The 16,200-nt window shown below is 67.5% G+C and carries 15 protein-coding genes; 10 read left to right on the top strand and 5 right to left on the bottom strand.

Annotation, left to right across the window (positions count from 1 at the left end):
- Window positions 1-31: 31 nt before the first annotated feature.
- Window positions 32-616, bottom strand: coding sequence for a TetR/AcrR family transcriptional regulator (locus tag ACFC4D_RS28145; RefSeq protein ID WP_375965471.1), 585 nt, complete (start codon window positions 614-616; stop codon window positions 32-34).
- Between the two features lie 72 nt (window positions 617-688).
- Between ACFC4D_RS28145 and ACFC4D_RS28140 the strand changes: the two genes are divergently transcribed.
- The 5 genes from ACFC4D_RS28140 (at window position 689) to ACFC4D_RS28120 (ending at window position 5,738) form a co-directional block, all read left to right on the top strand.
- A complete protein-coding gene (locus ACFC4D_RS28140) occupies window positions 689-820 on the top strand; it encodes a hypothetical protein (RefSeq protein ID WP_375965473.1) in 132 nt (43 codons plus the stop codon).
- Between the two features lie 101 nt (window positions 821-921).
- Window positions 922-2,454: an FAD-dependent monooxygenase gene (locus ACFC4D_RS28135; protein ID WP_376067940.1), complete on the top strand. Its 1,533-nt coding sequence runs from the start codon at window positions 922-924 to the stop codon at window positions 2,452-2,454.
- Between the two features lie 109 nt (window positions 2,455-2,563).
- A complete protein-coding gene (locus ACFC4D_RS28130; RefSeq protein WP_376067938.1) occupies window positions 2,564-4,033 on the top strand; it encodes a flavin-containing monooxygenase in 1,470 nt (489 codons plus the stop codon).
- Window positions 4,034-4,387: 354 nt separating this feature from the next.
- On the top strand, window positions 4,388-5,062 hold the full coding sequence (locus ACFC4D_RS28125; protein ID WP_364640142.1) for a GNAT family protein: 675 nt from the start codon (window positions 4,388-4,390) through the stop codon (window positions 5,060-5,062).
- A 154-nt stretch (window positions 5,063-5,216) separates the two neighbouring features.
- A complete protein-coding gene (locus tag ACFC4D_RS28120) occupies window positions 5,217-5,738 on the top strand; it encodes a hypothetical protein (RefSeq protein ID WP_375965480.1) in 522 nt (173 codons plus the stop codon).
- A gap of 28 nt (window positions 5,739-5,766) precedes the next feature.
- Here ACFC4D_RS28120 and ACFC4D_RS28115 read toward each other — a convergent pair whose 3' ends face one another.
- On the bottom strand, window positions 5,767-6,246 hold the full coding sequence (locus tag ACFC4D_RS28115) for a hypothetical protein (protein WP_364640137.1): 480 nt from the start codon (window positions 6,244-6,246) through the stop codon (window positions 5,767-5,769).
- Between the two features lie 148 nt (window positions 6,247-6,394).
- Here ACFC4D_RS28115 and ACFC4D_RS28110 point away from each other — a divergent pair, with 148 nt between their 5' ends.
- From ACFC4D_RS28110 to ACFC4D_RS28095, 4 genes are all read left to right on the top strand, one after another.
- Window positions 6,395-9,913, top strand: coding sequence for a BTAD domain-containing putative transcriptional regulator (locus tag ACFC4D_RS28110; RefSeq protein WP_376067936.1), 3,519 nt, complete (start codon window positions 6,395-6,397; stop codon window positions 9,911-9,913).
- Between the two features lie 237 nt (window positions 9,914-10,150).
- A complete protein-coding gene (locus tag ACFC4D_RS28105) occupies window positions 10,151-10,762 on the top strand; it encodes a CHAP domain-containing protein (protein WP_376067934.1) in 612 nt (203 codons plus the stop codon).
- A 165-nt stretch (window positions 10,763-10,927) separates the two neighbouring features.
- Complete coding sequence (locus ACFC4D_RS28100; protein ID WP_375965488.1) at window positions 10,928-12,139, top strand: hypothetical protein; 1,212 nt, start codon at window positions 10,928-10,930, stop codon at window positions 12,137-12,139.
- Between the two features lie 260 nt (window positions 12,140-12,399).
- Window positions 12,400-13,152, top strand: coding sequence for a DUF1906 domain-containing protein (locus tag ACFC4D_RS28095; protein WP_375965490.1), 753 nt, complete (start codon window positions 12,400-12,402; stop codon window positions 13,150-13,152).
- A 7-nt stretch (window positions 13,153-13,159) separates the two neighbouring features.
- Here ACFC4D_RS28095 and ACFC4D_RS28090 read toward each other — a convergent pair whose 3' ends face one another.
- The gene (locus ACFC4D_RS28090; protein WP_375965493.1) at window positions 13,160-13,525 is read right to left on the bottom strand and encodes a hypothetical protein; all 366 of its coding nucleotides are present in this window, start codon (window positions 13,523-13,525) and stop codon (window positions 13,160-13,162) included.
- A 113-nt stretch (window positions 13,526-13,638) separates the two neighbouring features.
- Window positions 13,639-14,427 carry a hypothetical protein gene (locus tag ACFC4D_RS28085; RefSeq protein WP_364640118.1) on the bottom strand — a complete coding sequence of 263 codons (789 nt, stop codon included), beginning with the start codon at window positions 14,425-14,427 and terminating at the stop codon, window positions 13,639-13,641.
- Between the two features lie 317 nt (window positions 14,428-14,744).
- Here ACFC4D_RS28085 and ACFC4D_RS28080 point away from each other — a divergent pair, with 317 nt between their 5' ends.
- Window positions 14,745-15,965 carry a mannosyltransferase gene (locus ACFC4D_RS28080; protein WP_376067932.1) on the top strand — a complete coding sequence of 407 codons (1,221 nt, stop codon included), beginning with the start codon at window positions 14,745-14,747 and terminating at the stop codon, window positions 15,963-15,965.
- Here the strand turns inward: ACFC4D_RS28080 and ACFC4D_RS28075 are convergent.
- Entirely contained in the window at window positions 15,907-16,200 is a 294-nt protein-coding gene (locus ACFC4D_RS28075; RefSeq protein ID WP_376067930.1) for a 4a-hydroxytetrahydrobiopterin dehydratase, read from the bottom strand. The genes ACFC4D_RS28080 and ACFC4D_RS28075 overlap by 59 nt on opposite strands.

Genomic DNA, 16,200 nt, shown 5'->3' with positions numbered 1-16,200 from the left:
GCCGCTGGGCCCCATCCGAATCGGGTGGGGCTCAGTTGGTTTCGGGGGTGAGGATGGCTCGTTCGACGAGGGTGTGGACGAGGTCGGCGGCTTGTTTTTCGTCGAAGATGCCGGGGAGGGTGAGGCGTTCGAGGATGAGCCAGTTGAGGGCGAGGTAGAGGATTACGGGGGTTTTCTCGTCGCCGGGCATGCCGTAGTCGAGGTGGTTGCGGATATTGAAGTCGAGGTCGGCTCGGACGCGTTCGGTGAGCAGGGTTTGCAGTTCGGGGCGGCGGGTGGCTTCCAGGCGGAGTTCGAGGATGGCCAGGTAGCCGGTGCGGAACTGGTAGACGCGGTTGACGACCTCGGTCATGAGTTCGGTGACGGTTTCGCGGGAGCGCAGGCCGTGCAGTTTGGCCATGGTGTCCTCGGAGGGGACCAGGCGCTCGTAGTAGCGGTGGCCGACCTGGACGAAGAGTTCATCGCGGTTCGGGAAATAGTTCGAGGCGGTGCCCGCGGGCACCCCGGCCTCCTTGTCGACCGCGCGGAAGGTCAGGCCGCGGGCCCCTTCTCGGGCCAGGACCTCGATCGATGCGTCCAGCAGGGCCTGCCGGCGTTCCGGGTTTGTACGAACCACTTGACACCACTCCATCCGTAGTACTACGTTTCAAATCACTTCGAACACAGTACTACACCCGAGGCGGTTTGAATGCGCAAGCAACACGGCACCTACCCCACCCGGAACAACCAGTCGCGTTTCGTGACTCGCCCGCTGCCGCCGCGCACGGTCGCCAACCCCAAGGGCGGCTATCCGCGGCACGGCCGGTCCGGCGCGCGATAGCGCCCGACCAGCGGTCCGACCGCCCCGGGTTGCGGCGAACCCGGGGCATACCGAAAAGTCTTTCGCCGAAGCAGGTATCGGCTCGAATGGGAGATTGAGTAATGAGCGACGTGATCATCGTGGGTGCGGGTCCGACCGGACTCATGCTGGCCGCCGAACTTCGCCTGGCCGGAATCCGGCCGCTGGTGCTGGAGCGGCAGCCCCGGCCCCGGGACACCCCCAAGGCGGGCGGGATCGGCGGGCAGATCCTGGAACTGCTGCGCTACCGCGGTGTGCTGGAGCGCTTCCAGGCCGCCTGCACCGATCCGATTCCGGCCCCGCGCTTCCCGTTCGGCGGGGTGCATGTGGACCTCACCCAACTCGAGGGCAACCCCATGCACGCGCTGCCGCTGCCCCAGCAGCAGCTGGAGCGGGTACTGAACGAATGGGTCGATGAACTCGGCGTCGACATCCGGCGCGGACATCGGGTGCTGGGGGTGGAGCAGGACGCCGAGGGCGTGCACGTCGACGTCGAAGGCCCGGACGGGACCTACCGGCTGGACGCCCGCTACCTGATCGGCTGCGACGGGGCGCGCAGCCGAGTGCGGGAACTGGCGGGAATTCCGTTCTCCGGCACGGTCTATCCGGAGGTGAACCGCCTGGCGCAGATCACCGTGCCGGAGTCGGTGACCCGGCTCGACAATGGTGATCTGGAGGTTCCCGGATTCGGCACCGTCCGTTCGGGTTTCACGCGCACCGAGCGCGGGCTGTTCGGTATGGCGGCGGCGCCGAACTCGGATTCGCTGTCCGTCTACACGATCGAGGACGAGGACGCGGAATACGACGATGACGTTCCGCTGACCGTCGCCGAACTCCAGGAGAGCATCCAGCGCGTACTGGGTGCGAATCTGCCTGTGGCGCAGACATATCGGCTGTCGCGGTTCACGTTCAAGGCGCGTCAGGCCGAACGCTACCGGGAGGGGCGGGTGCTGCTCGCGGGCGATGCCGCGCACCTTTTCCCCGCCACCGGGGTCGCGCTCAACGCGGGCATGCTCGACGCGGTCAACCTGGCGTGGAAACTCGCCGCCGTCGTCGACGGGCGCGCGTCCGAGCAGCTGCTCGACACCTATCACGAGGAGCGGCATTTCGCGGGTGCGCGGACCATGCTGCACACCCAGGCGCAGGTGGCGCTGCGTCGCGGCCATGATCCGGCGGCGGAGGCGTTGCGCGCGGTGTTCCAGGAACTGCTCACCGATGAGCAGCCGCTGCGCCGAATGGGCGCGTTCATCGCGGGCAGTGATATTCGGTACCCCCTGCCGAATCCGAACAATCATGCGCTGACCGGTGCTTTCGCACCCGATCTGGAGTTGCACGCCGATGACGGCATCCACACCGTCGCCGAACTGCTGTCCGCGGCCCGGCCGGTGCTGCTGATCCTCTCCGATCGCGCGGATCTGGCCGATATCGCCCGGGAATGGCTGCCGCACCTCAAGATTCGCACCGCGAAGCTCGATGATCGGCCCGCCGACGCGCTGCTCATTCGGCCCGACGCCCATATCGCCTGGGCGGCGGCCATCGATGAGCCGATCGCGGCCGCCGAGCCCGCCCTGCGCGCGGCGTTGGAAACCTGGATCGGAACGCCCGGGCAGCGCTGACCGGGGCGTATTCATGGTGCGCACGCGCTGACATTGACATACCACCAGGCTCGCAATACCGTAGGTATTCGAATACTGGTGGTATCCAACGAGGAGGTTGGGTTAAGTCGTGCGTGCGTCCCGTGAGCCGCGCATTGTGATCATCGGCGCCGGGGTTTCCGGAATCGCCAGTGCCATCACCTTGCAGCGCAATGGATTCCATGACTTCGTGATCCTGGAGAAGGGATCCGACGTGGGTGGGGTGTGGCATTGGAACCACTATCCGGGGCTCACCTGTGATGTGCCGTCGCAGCTGTATCAATTCGGGTTCGCGCCCAAGGCCGACTGGTCGCGAATCTTCGCGCCCGGCCCGGAGATTCAGCGGTATCTCGCCGATGTCTTCGAGGAATACGGGCTGCGCCCGCATCTGCGGGTGAACGCGGAGGTCACGGCGGCGACCTTCACCGGATCGGGCTGGCGGGTCGAAACCGGTGACGGGACCGTCCACGAGGCCGATTTCGTCATCGCCGCCACCGGTGTGCTGCATCATCCGGCTATGCCCGAGCTACCCGGTCTGGATGAGTTCACCGGCGAGATACTGCATACCGCCCGCTGGGACGACTCCGTGGCCACCGATGGCCGCCGTATCGCGGTCATCGGCACGGGATCGACCGGCGTGCAGGTGGTTTCGGCCCTCCAGCCGAAGGCCGAGCGCATCACCCATTTCGTGCGCAGCCCGCAGTGGGTGATCTGGGCGCCGATGCGCCTGCCGCAACCGCCGCTGCTCGGCGCGGTGCTGGACCGGTTGCCGCAGGTCAACAAGGCTCTCTATCAGGTCGGCATGACCGGCGCGCGAGTGTTCACCGATGTCGTCACCCGCCCGAGCTGGCGCCGCCGCACGGTCCAGGAGTACGCCCGCCTGAGCCTGCGCGCCCAGGTCCGCGACCCCGAACTCCGCGAACAACTGACCCCCGACTACCAGCCGCTGTGCAAGCGACAGGTGTTGTCCGGCAGCTACTATCGCGCCCTGCGCGCTCGCAACGCCGAACTGATCACCGACGGCATCGAGGCCGTGACGCCCGCCGGAATCCGCACCGCCGACGGCCGTCACCACGAGGTCGACATGATCGTCTTCGCCACCGGCTTCAAAGCCCACAACTACATGCGCCCCATGAATCTGGTTGGCCGCGAAGGCATCTCGATCGACGACGCCTGGGCGAAAGGCCCCCGCGCCTATCGCATGACCGCCATCCCCGGCTTCCCCAACCTCTTCACGGTCCTGGGCCCCAATTCGCCCACCGGCTCCATCCCCCTGCACCACGCCGCCGAGGTGACGGCCCGCTACATCACCGCGTGGATCCACCGTTGGCGCACAGGCGAATTCGACACCGTCGAGGTCACCGAGGCCGCCACCGCCCGCTTCGAACAAGAAGTAACCGAAGCGCTGACCCCGACAGTCTGGAACACCGGCTGCAATTCCTGGTATTTCACCGAGGGCGGCAGCATCGACCTGCTCCCCTTCGATCGCGCCACCATGGAGCAGATGCTGGCCGTCCCCGACGACAACGATTTCCACCTGCGCGACGCCACCGCGAACTGAGGTTCCGCTCTCCCGCCGCCTCCCGAGTCCCCGGCTCGGGAGGCCCGTCGTTCCCAGCATTGGGACGCGCCGAGGCCGCGGATATCCGAACCCGGACCCCGCCCGAAAGCGCGGCTGTGACCGGGCGATCTGGGGGTTTCGGGGGGTTCGGAAACACGTCGGGCGCGACACGCTTATCGGGGAAGTAAATTTGCGCGCTGCCTTCCTTGTTGTGAGCCCTTGTTCCGCTATCGTTCATCGCACTGTTCGATGCTGCTACTGGCGCGCCAAGGCTGATTCGTCGATTCCGGAGCACTCGGCCGGTTGGGCACTGTCCGAAGCGAGCCCCGACCGTATCCGAAAGATCGAGGGAACGTGCCTGTACCCCTTACTCTTACTGGCCGTCTGGTACGGCTGGAACCCCTTGCGCCGCAGCATGCTTCGGGTGTAGCGGAGGCAGCTCAGGGGAATCGAGACGCATATGGGTTCACACCTGTCCCACACGGTGTGGACGAAGCGCTGGATTATGTGGCGCAGGCATTGGCCGGGCATGCCGCCGGGACCTCGCTGGCGTTCGCGATCATCGCGGTCGCCAGTGGACGGGTGCTGGGGTCGACCCGGTTCACCAGATTCGACTACTGGCAGGGGCCGATGGTGTGGCCGCTGGTGCACGGGCTACCGCCCGGCGACCCCTTGATGGCGGTGCCCGACGCCGCCGAGATCGGCAATACCTGGCTCGCCCCGGACGCTCGCGGGGCGGGTATCAACCTGGAATCCAAGCTGCTGCTGTTGCAGCACGCCTTCGAGACCTGGCGGGTGCGCCGCATCAGCATGCGGGCCGATGTTCGGAATACCCGCTCCCGCTTGGCGATCGAGCGACTCGGGGCCACCAGCGACGGGGTCCGGCGCGCGCATTCGCGCGGGCTGGACGGGGAGGTGCGCAGCACCGCCTTCTACTCGATCCTGGACGAGGAGTGGCCGACTGTCCGGGCCACCATAGAAAGACAGCTCAGCGCCCAGCCTGCCCGTAACAGGCTGATCGACGCTTAGTTCCGCGACTATAATTCCGAGTGTTGCACTGGTCGGTCGCCGAGGAGATCAGTCCGAGTCGGGTGACTCGGCGGCCGGCAGGATCTCGGATGAATAGTCAGCAACCGGGCGCGGGGTCGCGTTATGCGGCCCCTCTTTCTCGAAGGAGAAGCGCATGCCCGACCCCATGGCCACCAAGGTGTATCTCGCCGACAAGGTGTCCGGCGCTCCCGCGCTCACGCTCTTCCTGGTTCCCGAACCACGCGTCCCCGGCGCGGCCATGCTGCACCTGCTGGAGCAGACGCCGCTGACCGGCCGCATACCCCGCCCCAACGCCACGCTGGTGGACTGGCTGCAGGTGCACTGCACCCCGGCGGTCCGCACCCGATTCCTGGCCTTCCGGCCCGGGATTCACGATCCGGCCCGGGTGCGCGCGGTCCTGCACGATCACTTCATCGCCGATCCGGCGCCGATCGGACTGGACCTCGACGATCCGGCCGAACTCACCCGCCTCGCGCTGCTGCCCGAACACGCCCTGGGCGCGCGCCGCGTCGACGACTTCCACGATCAGGCGGTACGCACCGCCATGCTCGCGGTGTACCGGCATTTCGGCGTGGATCGCCGCATACCGCTCATGTACCACGGCTTCGCCGAGCCCGAGGACGGCTGGTTCGAGGAGCCCGCGGCGCAGGCGTGAGGGTGTGAGCCCGGCGCGGGCGTGAGCCCTATTCGGCGGGCACCACCGTCAGCAACCACCAGGGTCGCCGCGGCGCCTGGAACTGGAAAGTCTGCACGTACATGCGCCGCTCCTCGCGGGTGGCGGATTCGCGCATGAGCATGGTCCGCTCGATCTGCGGGTCCGGGTCGGCCTCGTTGTGCCACAGGCGATCCCATTCGGGCGCGCGCCGGCACAGGTTCAGGATCTCGTCCCGGCGTTCGGGTGCCACCAGTTCGGGTCCGCTGCCGCGGAAGGCCGAGATCATGATCTGCGCCTCGGCTTCCCAGTCGCCGAGTCGGTACCGTGCCATAGGCTCCAGCATGATGGCGGTCAAAAGATTGGCGCCGGGGCCGGTACCCGGAAACAGTTGGCGGAAGGCGCTGTTCGCGGCCACTACGTCGAAGGCGCCGTCGTGCAGGCACGCCGGATGCGTAAGTGCGTGCAGCACTGCGAGATCGGCGGGCGGGGGCCGGGAGGGGTCTAACACTCTGAGCAGTGTGCGGTACACCTCTTGCGGTTCACTTCGTATTGGGTTAAGAGGGATAACAAGACTGGGTACTGTCGCAGAATTTCTGCCATATTGATGATCCTGTTTGGTTTGTTAGTGAAGTGGGTATCGGGGGTGTTTCGGCGCGATGGCGGTCACGCGGATCGGTGTGCTGGGTCCGCTGCACATCAGTATCGAAGGTCAGCGGGTACCGCCCGGAGCGCCGATGCAGTGCGCGGTGCTGGGGCGGCTGGTGGCCGCGGGCGGCCGGGTGGTCCCGACCGACCGGCTCATCGACGACCTCTGGAGCGGTGACCCGCCCGCCAAAGCCGTTGCCGCGCTGCAGGTCTACATTCACAACCTGCGCCGGGTCTTCGAACCCGACCGGCCGCGCCGGGCGCAGTCCCGCGTCATCGTCTCCGAATCACACGGGTACGCGCTGAATCTCGAACCCGAACAGGTCGACTCCTGGCATTTCGAGCAGCTGCTGCACGGGCACGAATCGGCCATGCGCGATCCGGCGCTGCGCCCCGATCCGCTGGAACAGGTGCGGGTGCTGGACGCCGCACTGGCCTGCTGGCACGGCAGCGCCTTCGAATCGTTCGCCGGAATGTCCTGGGCGGTACAGGAAACCGCCCGGCTCGGCGCGCTGCGGCTCACCGCGGCCGAACTGCGCGCCCAGGCCGCGCTGGAGATGAATCGGCCCGCCGAGGTGGTGCTGGCGCTGCGACCGGTCTTCGCCGAACATCCCGGACGCGAGGAATGCGCGCGGCTGCTGGCACTGGCGCAGTACCGACTGGGACAGTCCCTGGACGCGCTCGCCACCGTGCGGCAGTGCCGTGAATTCCTCACCCTGGAATTCGGCGTGGATCCCGGACCCGGACTGCGGGACCTGGAAACCGCCATCCTCACGCATTCGGTGGACAGCGAACCCAGCACACCGCCGGTGATCATCCGACCGCCCGAACCGGAACCGGCGCACCCGCCGGATCCCTTGCTGGACAGCGGTTACCGCGAACAGCGCACCGGCCTGCTGGACGCCGCCGCCACCGCCGCCACCGGACAGGTGCGCCTGGTCTGGCTCTCGGGCGAAGCCGGTGCGGGCAAGACCACCCTCGCCGCCACCCTCGTCGCCCGGCTGGCCGAACAGTCCTGGACCACCGTATTCGGGCGCTGCCCGGAGGTGGAGGGCGCGCCGCCCGCCTGGGCCTGGGCCGAAGTGCTCACCGGACTCGACGCCGCCGATCCGGAAACCTATACCGCCGCAGACGCTTTCACCCTCGCCCGGCGGGTGGTGCGATCCTGCCGGGAACGCTCGGCGGGCGGACCCGTCGCCATCGTGCTGGAGGATGTGCACGGTGCGGACGCCGCCACCCTGCAGGTGCTGCGGCAGGTGGTGAACTGGCTGCGCGATCGCCCCATCCTGATCGTCGCCACCCTGCGCGGCACCGAAGCTGGACCGGGCGTGCGCGATACCGCCGCTGCCCTGGCGCTTTTCACCGCCGAGCGCATCGAACTCGACGGCCTGGATCTGGCGGGCACCCGCAGCGCCGCGGCCGCCGCCGGACTCACCACCCTCGACGATCGCACCGTGGAACTGCTGCGCCGCCGCACCGGCGGCAATCCGCTCTTCGTCCGCGAACTCGCCAAACTCGTTGCCGGACAGGGCAGCACCGACGCCCTACCGGACAGCGTGCGGGATCTGCTCGGCCGCCGCATCGCGCAGCTGCCCGATCAGGTCTCCGAACTGCTCCGGCATATGTCGGTCTGGGGTGAGCACAACGACGTCACCACCCTCGCCGCCTCCGCGGCGCACACCCCGGACACCCTCATCGATCTGATCGCCACCGCCGAGGCCGCTCGCCTGCTGCGCACCGAGCGCAGCGGCCGCATCGCCTTCGATCACGCGCTGGTCCGGGAAACCGTCTACTACGACATCCCGGTGCTGCGCCGCTCCCGAATGCACTGGGCCGCATTCGAATTGCTGTGCACCAGACTGCCGGGCGGCGCCGCGACGGGGACTCCCGCGCCCATGGACGCGCTCGCGCACTCCGCCGCGGTATCGCTGGGCGCGATAGCGCCGCTGCCCGAGTTCACCGCCCGCACCCCGGCGACGGCGGGGGACACCGCGCTGCCCGGCACCGATATCGACGCCCTCGCCCATCACGCCGCCCTCGGCGCGAATGCCGAAACCGCTGTTCGGGCACTCGAATTCGTGCGCGCGGCGGCGCGGCGCTGCGTCGAGCGGCGGATGCGCGCCGATGCGGTGAGCCGCTGGCGATCGGTGCTGGCACTGCATGAATTGGCCGGGCACGCGCTACCGGAGGCGACCCGGGAGGACCGCGTCGCCGTGCTGGAGGCCCGCTGCGAACTCGTCACCGCGCTGGCCTACGACGGTCAGCACGTGGAGGCCCGCGCCGCGCGCGAGCAGGCGCTCGAACTCGCCGAAACCCTCGGCGGCGCAGAGCTGTTGGCGCGCGCCGCCACCTGCTGGCCGACCCCGCTGATCTGGTCCGTCGACGATTGGCACACCCCGGATCCGCGCATTCGCGAACCGCTGCGACTGGCGCTCGAGGATGCGGAACTACCGGTCACCACGCGTATTCGAGTGCACATCACCACGGTTTTCGATCGCGCGCTCGATGATCGGGACGCCGCGGCCGCCGCCGCCCGCGCGGCCAGTGCCCTGGCCGCACCGCTGCCCGATCCGGATCTGCTCTGCGCGGTACTGAACGCACAGGCCTTCGCCGCCTTCGCCAATGGCGGCTTCCTGCGCGCCGACGAGCTGAAACGTCATGCGGGACGGATGCTTCGGATTGCCACCGACGCCCGGCTCACCGAATTCAGCGCGCTCGCACACTATCTGCTGTTCCGCGTCGCACTGGCCGACGCCGATCTGGTGGCCGCCGCCGAACACGCGCGCAGCGCGGGCGAATACGCGACCGACGGCCAGCTGCGGCATCTGCTCGACGCCATCGCACCCTTCGATATGGTGCTGGAACTGTTGCGCGGCAATACCGACGCGGTGGAATTGATGCTCGCCATGGAACCCCGCTCCGCCGACGACATCCTGACCGAGCCGGGCGTCGCCGAACCCGCCCGCGAACCCAACGCCCTGCACATCGGCATCGCCATCTCACTGGCCTGGCAGCGCAATGACATGTCCGGGTTCGTCGATGAGATGCGCGAGCGCGCCGCGATCAAGCCCGAGCTGTTCGTCTACGGCTACGCGCTGGCGCTGGTCGACTCCGGACAGGAGGTACTCGCCCGCCAGGTACTGCGGGACGCCGGACCACTGGCCCCGCAGTTCTGGACCACCTTCAGCTCGGTGCGCGCCCGCCTGGCCCTCGCCCTGCGCGACGACGCATGGGCACGCGAACTGTACGACCAACTGCTGCCCTACGCGGGCACCATCGCCGGATTGGAAACCGGCGCGACCGTCCTGGGTCCCATGGACGACAACCTCGCCGACCTCGCCGAATTCCTGGGCGCACCGGAAATAGCCGCCGCGCACCGGGATTCGGCTGAGCGTCTACGCGCACGGCTCGAGGTGGATCTGGCCCTGCTCGCCGAACGCGGTGGCCAACACCACGTTCCGCCGCGCAGCGACCCGGTGCGCGGTGGCACCCGGGGACAGATGTGCCGAGTCCCCGGCCACTCGGACTGACAACCGCACGGGCCTATATGAGCGACAGCCCATTTACCGGATGGGGTGCCGCTGACCCGGGTTCGCCCTGCGACCGCCGGGCTGGTCGCGGCAACCCGGGAGGCGCTCGGCCCAGCCGATGCGTGCCGGGTTCGGGACGGAGTTGTGGAGGTGTTGTGTGCATGGGAACCCGGGGCCGACGCGGGGCGTCAGACTGGGTAGCGGCTGATCTTCGGCCGGATTCTGGGGAGGGATCGTATGACCGTGCAATTGGAACGGCCGGTGCGCAGGCGCAAGCGGCGCTGGCCCGCGGTGGTGGCGGCGCTGCTGGTGCTGCTGGCCGTGGGCGGGGCGGCGGGAGTGCGCTGGTGGCAGGACCATTCATCGGATTACGCCATCGCGGGGGACCGGTTGCGGAGTTTCCCGGCCGTGGATCGCACCGGGCTCGATGAGACGCAGCTGCGCATTCTGGATGTCACGAAGCGGGAATTCGGGCGGCAGCCGGGCGGGGAGACCTATGCCGAGGGTGTGCGAGAGGCGTGGTGCGCGGATTTCGTCAGCTGGGTGATGCGCGAATCCGGCCGGCCGCTGGACAATCCGAATTCGGGGTCCTGGCGTATTCCGGGCGTCTCCACCCTGGAGGCGTACTACCGGCAGCAGCAGCGCTTCGAGGAGCCGGGATATCGCGCGCATATCGGCGATGTGGTGATGTACGCGGCGGGCAGCGTGTTCAGCCAGCACACCAATATCGTCATCGACGCCGATGCCGACTCGATCACCACGATCGGCGGCAATGAATTCGGCAAGATCAGCATTCATCGCATCCGTCCGGCCGAGGTTTCCGGGGTCGTCGGATACGGCCGATTGTGAACAGTCCAGTTCCACATTTTGGAAAAGCAGGCGCGCGAGGGTGGGACTCCGAGACTCTTCCGCCTACGATGGTCTCGGCGGCGCCCGGCAGCGTCGCCGATTGGTCCCTGTCCTGCTGCCCCCTCATCGGCAGGACAGGGATCCCCGCCCGACGAAAGTAGCTGGATGACTCCGTCCGACGAGCCGACCTGGATCGATTACGCCGAATTCGGCGAACGTTTCGTGGCGGCGGCGGTCACGGAATCCCGCATCGAGGCGGCGGTCTCCGGAATGGCCGGGCGCGGTATGACAATCGGACCATTCAGCATCGGCCCGGCGGGCCTGGCCCGCTTCGTGGCCAAGGGCAGCGTCGGCAAGCCCACCATCATCCGGCGCGGCCCGCATGTGCACTTCGATGTGGCGCTGCCGGTGAACTTCCGGGTCGACGTCACCCTCGGCGGTCAGCGATTACGCCTGGAGGCGGTCGTTGACATCGATCTGAAATTGCACGCCCGCACCGCGGATCCGCTGCTCATCGTCATCGATATTCCACCCGTGACCGGCCGCGACGTCAGTTTCGTCATGCGCGCGCAGGCCATCGGCGCGGCCTTCGATCTACTCGTCGACCCGATCGCCAAACTGGTGCAGAACGAGGTCGCCAATCGCATCAACGGCATCCTCGCCGATCCGGACGCCCAGCGCGGGCGCACCTTCGACGTGGAGGCCATTCTCAACGGCAGCCGCTCGCCCTATCGTGGCTCGCCCGCGCACGCGTGGATCGGCTACGGCGAATTCGGGCACCGCTTCTTCGAGCGCATCGTCACCGTCGACCGGGTGCGCGAGGTGGTGGAAGCCATGGCGGGCAAGCCCATCGAGGTCGGCCCGATTCGCACCGGACCGGGTAACAAGGCGCAGGTCGCGGTGCACGGCACGGTGCGACTGCCGCGCATCGTGGAGTCCACGCATCTGCCCGCACCGTCGCCGCCGGAGCCGGTGATCGCGGAATTGCCGAAGGTGGAACATCATCCGATGCCCGAGGCGGACACCCCCGATAAATCGGATCTGGTGACCTTCGATCTGACGATTCCGGTGAGCCTGGACATCACCGTCGATGTGCTGCAATCGAATCGGTACAGCGCCGAGGTGCAGGTACCGGTGGCGTTGACCGCCCGCGCCGCCGATCCGCTGCTGATCATCATCGATGCCGCGCCGCCCGCGGCCGAGGACATCGAACTCGAGCTCAAGGCGCAGGGCCTGCGCGCCGCCACGCTCGGCAAATTGGCGGGTATTCGCAAACAGGTTGTCGCGCAGGTGGCGTCCGTGGTCCGCGCCGAGGTTGCCGATGCCTCCCGCCGCACCATCGATGTGGGCGCGCGGCTCGACGGCACGCGGGTCTGACCGGATTTCTTCCATTTCCGATGTGCCCGATTGCGCACGTATGGGACTAATGATGCTCATGTGCCGTGTGTGTCTGGCGATTCCAATGTGAATATGGTGAAATGAGGGCACGTCAAAGGCTCCCGGCGCACGGATGACCCTCGGGTCATCGGGGAAGGTGCGCCGGGCACGCCGCAAGAGTTCTACCGGTCACGGGCAAGCTCTCTCGGTGCGCACGCGATCGGCATGTTCGGTCAGCGAGTGTGCGAAGGAGTCCCGCGATGCGTCTGTCCCGTGCCCGCAATGCTCTCTCCGACCGCGCGGTGGGCCGTCGCGGATTCCTGCTCGGCAGTGCGGCCGTGGCCGCCGGTGTCACCGCCGGATTCACCCTGCCCGCCCCGATCGCCTCGGCGCGGCAACAACTCGGCACCCTGCTCGATTACGCGGGCGGCGTCCCCGATGTCGACGCGATCAGTGATGACGGGCATATGGGCGTCATCCGCTACGTTTCCGATCGCCGTCCCGGCGCGGAATGGATGGCCGGAAAACCGCTGCTGGCAAGGGAAGTCGACGCGCTCCGCAGTGCCGGACTATCGGTGGTGTCCTGCTACCAGTTCGGCAAGGGGCCCACCGCCGACTGGCGCGGCGGCTTCGAAGCCGGAGTCCAGCACGCCACGCGGGGCCTGGTGCTGCACAAGGCCGCGGGCGGACCCGATAACGCGCCCATCTACGCCTCGATCGACGACAACCCCAGCGACGCCGACTTCGAGTCCATGATCGATCCGTACCTGCGCGGCTGGGAAACCGTCCTGGGCCGCCCGCGCGTCGGGGTCTACGCCAATTCGCCGACCATCGACAACATTCGCGACGCGGGCCTGGGTTCCTACTTCTGGCAACACAATTGGGGCACCCCGAAGGGGTACGTGCACCCGGACGCCCACCTGCACCAGTTCGAGATCGACAAACGCTCGGTGGGCGGCATCAGCGTCGACGTGAATTCGGTCCTCGCCCCCGCCTACGGGCAGTGGTGGTAACTCCGGGCTAGGTCTGGCAGTGGCGGGTCGGGTCTTCGAGCAGATCCGGTTCGTCCGGGACCACGCGCAGAGTGTGGTGGTGGTCGACGTTGTCGGCGTCCGGGCCCTGTGAAAAGGCTTGGCGGTCACCGTTCCACGAGAAGATCGACCAGCGGGACAGGCCGGAGAAGGCCGATCCGATACTGCCGAACGACGCGGACGAGAGCAGTGAGCCGAAGGATCCGGCGGAGCCGATCGACAGCACCGATCCGACGCTGCCGATGGACAGGATCGAATAGGCGGAGCCGATCGACAGGATCGATCCCTCGGAACGAATCGACAGGATCGATCGGCGCGACTTGATGCCCCGAGGGGTGGAGTTCGCAGCGGCCATATCCCCGGTCTACCACAGTGGCTCGGGCCGCAGAAAGAATTCAGCCCCTGTCCCTCCCGGCTTGTCGCGCGGGTGGAACAGGGGCGAAATTCTCGGCTGACCGTGGAATCCGGTCAGACCGTGAAGAATCCGATGGTCGGCAGGAACGAGCAGGTGATGGGCTGCGATTCGGCATCGGCCTGAGTGGTCAGCGAGCCGGAGACCACGGCGACCACACGACCGCCACCGGTGTTGACGATGGCCGACAGCGTGGCCGGACCGTCCGGGTTGATCTTGGCCTCATCGGTCAGGTTGGCCACACCGGACTGGCGGGTGTCCAGGTTCAGCCACTGCACCGTCATCGGCGGGGTCTGAATTTCGGTGGGGCGCTTGGTGCCCAGCGCGGTGAACACGAATCCGGTCTGGCTCGCGGCCGGTCCGGGCGGGGGCAGCTGGGCCGGGCCGGCGACGGCGAGCGCGGTGCCCACCGAGTCCGCACCGGAGCCGATGCAGCCCTTACCGATGGTCGGCCACAGGAACTGGGCGATGACCGGGCCGTCCTTGGGGATGTCCGGACCGCCGCCGCCACTGCCGTCCAGGAAGGTGATGATCTTGTTCAGCGTGTCCTTGATGGACTGCGGCAGGTTCAGCGTCGCCAGGATCTGCTTGGCCTGATCGAGGATGGCCGTCTGCGGGCCGGGAGCCGCGATATCGGCGGGCCCGGCGGCCGCACCGATGATGGCCGGGATCAGCGAAGCGAGCGCATCGACCGAAACGCCTTCGGGGACCATCGGAATGGTCGCGGTCACCTGCTGCGGTGCCGGTGCCGGTTTGGCGAACGCGGTGGTGGGCACGGCCACGGTGGCACAGGCGGCCAGGGCCACTGCGGTGGTTGCGAACCGCGATCCTCGGGTGCGAAGCACTGGTGTAGCCGTCCTTACCTTCGGGTGCAACTAGCGGCGATGGAGCATCGCTCCGCGCCACTCTAGGGACCGGGCTGCCCGGTTGTACAGCCACGGAGTGATCTTGGCGTCCTATATCAGGTAAAGCTATCGAACGGCCGACCCGAAGTGCTGTTACTGATGGGGTCAGTGATGCGAATGTTACAGCAGGGGGAGCGCGACGCAGGGCGCCACGCGCGGTGCGACTACTCTTGTCGAGGCCCGCAAGCCCGCCGGTATTCGGCCTGTTCGAGGTGTATCCCGGCGTCATCCGCTGCCCGAGCTGAAAGTCCCGAGCCGTGAATCGACATTTCCGCCTGGCTGCCGTGGCCCTCGGCCTCTCCGTACTGGCGCGCCTGGCCTGGGTGCTGCTGCTGCCGAACGGCATGAATTTCGTCGACCTACACGTCTATGTGGACGGTTCGGCGAATCTGGGCAGTGGAAATCTTTATGAATACACGGACGCCAGCAAAACACCCGATTTTCCGCTGCCGTTCACCTATCCACCGTTCGCGGCGCTGGTGTTCTATCCGCTGCATTTCCTGCCGTTCTCGGTGGTCGCCATCGGCTGGCTGCTCGCCACGGTCGCGGCGCTGTTCGGCGTGGTGTGGATCGCGCTGGAATTGATACTCGGCAAAGACGCACTGCGGCAACAGTATTGGCGCACGACGGCGGTCGCGTGGACGGCCGTCGGCATGTGGCTCGAACCCGTGCGCACCACCTTCGACTACGGCCAGGTCAATGTGTTCCTGGTGCTGATCGCCATGCTCGCGGTGCGCAGCACGAAATGGTGGGTGTCCGGCACGCTGGTCGGCGCGGCCGCTGGAGTGAAGCTGACACCCGCCGTGACCGGGCTGTATTTCGTGGCACGACGGCGCTGGCTGGACGCGGCGTGGTCGGCGATTGTGTTCTTCGGCACCATCGGCCTGACCTTCGCCATCACCCCCGATGAGACGCGCAAGTACTTCACCGAACTGCTGGGCGACGCGTCCCGGATCGGCCCGGTGGCCTCGTCCACGAATCAGTCGCTGCGCGGCGCGCTCAGCCGTTTCCTCGGCCATGACGTGGTGTCCGGACCGGTGTGGCTGGTGGCGGTGCTGATCACGGCGGTGCTCGCGGTGCTGGCGTGGCGTGCGCTGGTCAAGGACGATCTGCTGGGCACGCTCGTCATCGTGCAGCTGTTCGGTCTGATGGTGTCGCCGATTTCCTGGTCGCACCACTGGATCTGGTTGATTCCGGTCATTCTGTGGCTGGTGTACGGACCCATGCGCGAGGTCGCGGGCGCTCGGTGGGTGGCCGGATACTGGCTGCTCACCACGGCGATCGGGGTGCCCTGGGTGCTCGGGTTCTTCCAGTCGTCGATCTGGACGGTTTCGCGGCCGGGCATTCTGTCCTGGCTGGGCGCGGTGGATGTGATCGGCGTGCTGGTGTTCTACGCCTGGGTGGCGTGGGCGGGCCGGTCTAGCTCTGTCCGTCCAGTCGATCGATCTCATGAGCCAGCGCGACATCCAGTGCCGTGAGCCCATTGGCGTCATGCGTGGAGAGTGTGAAAGTGACTCTGCGCCAACGGATATCGATATCCGGGTGATGGTTGGCGGCTTCGGCGGCGACCGCGACGCGGCGCACCAGTTCGATGCCCGCGAGGAATGAGGCGGCTTCGACGGTGCGGGAGATGCTGTCCCCGGTGCGGGTCCAGCCGGGGAGTTCGTGCAGGGCCTTGGCGAGGTCTTCTTCGGAGAGCTGGGCTGGGGTCAT

It is taken from the genome of Nocardia sp. NPDC056000 (genome assembly GCF_042269265.1).
In the GTDB taxonomy this organism is placed as follows: Bacteria; Actinomycetota; Actinomycetes; order Mycobacteriales; family Mycobacteriaceae; genus Nocardia.
The sequence above is the reverse complement of the archived record's forward strand: the minus strand, read 5'-3'. Positions and strand labels throughout refer to the sequence as shown.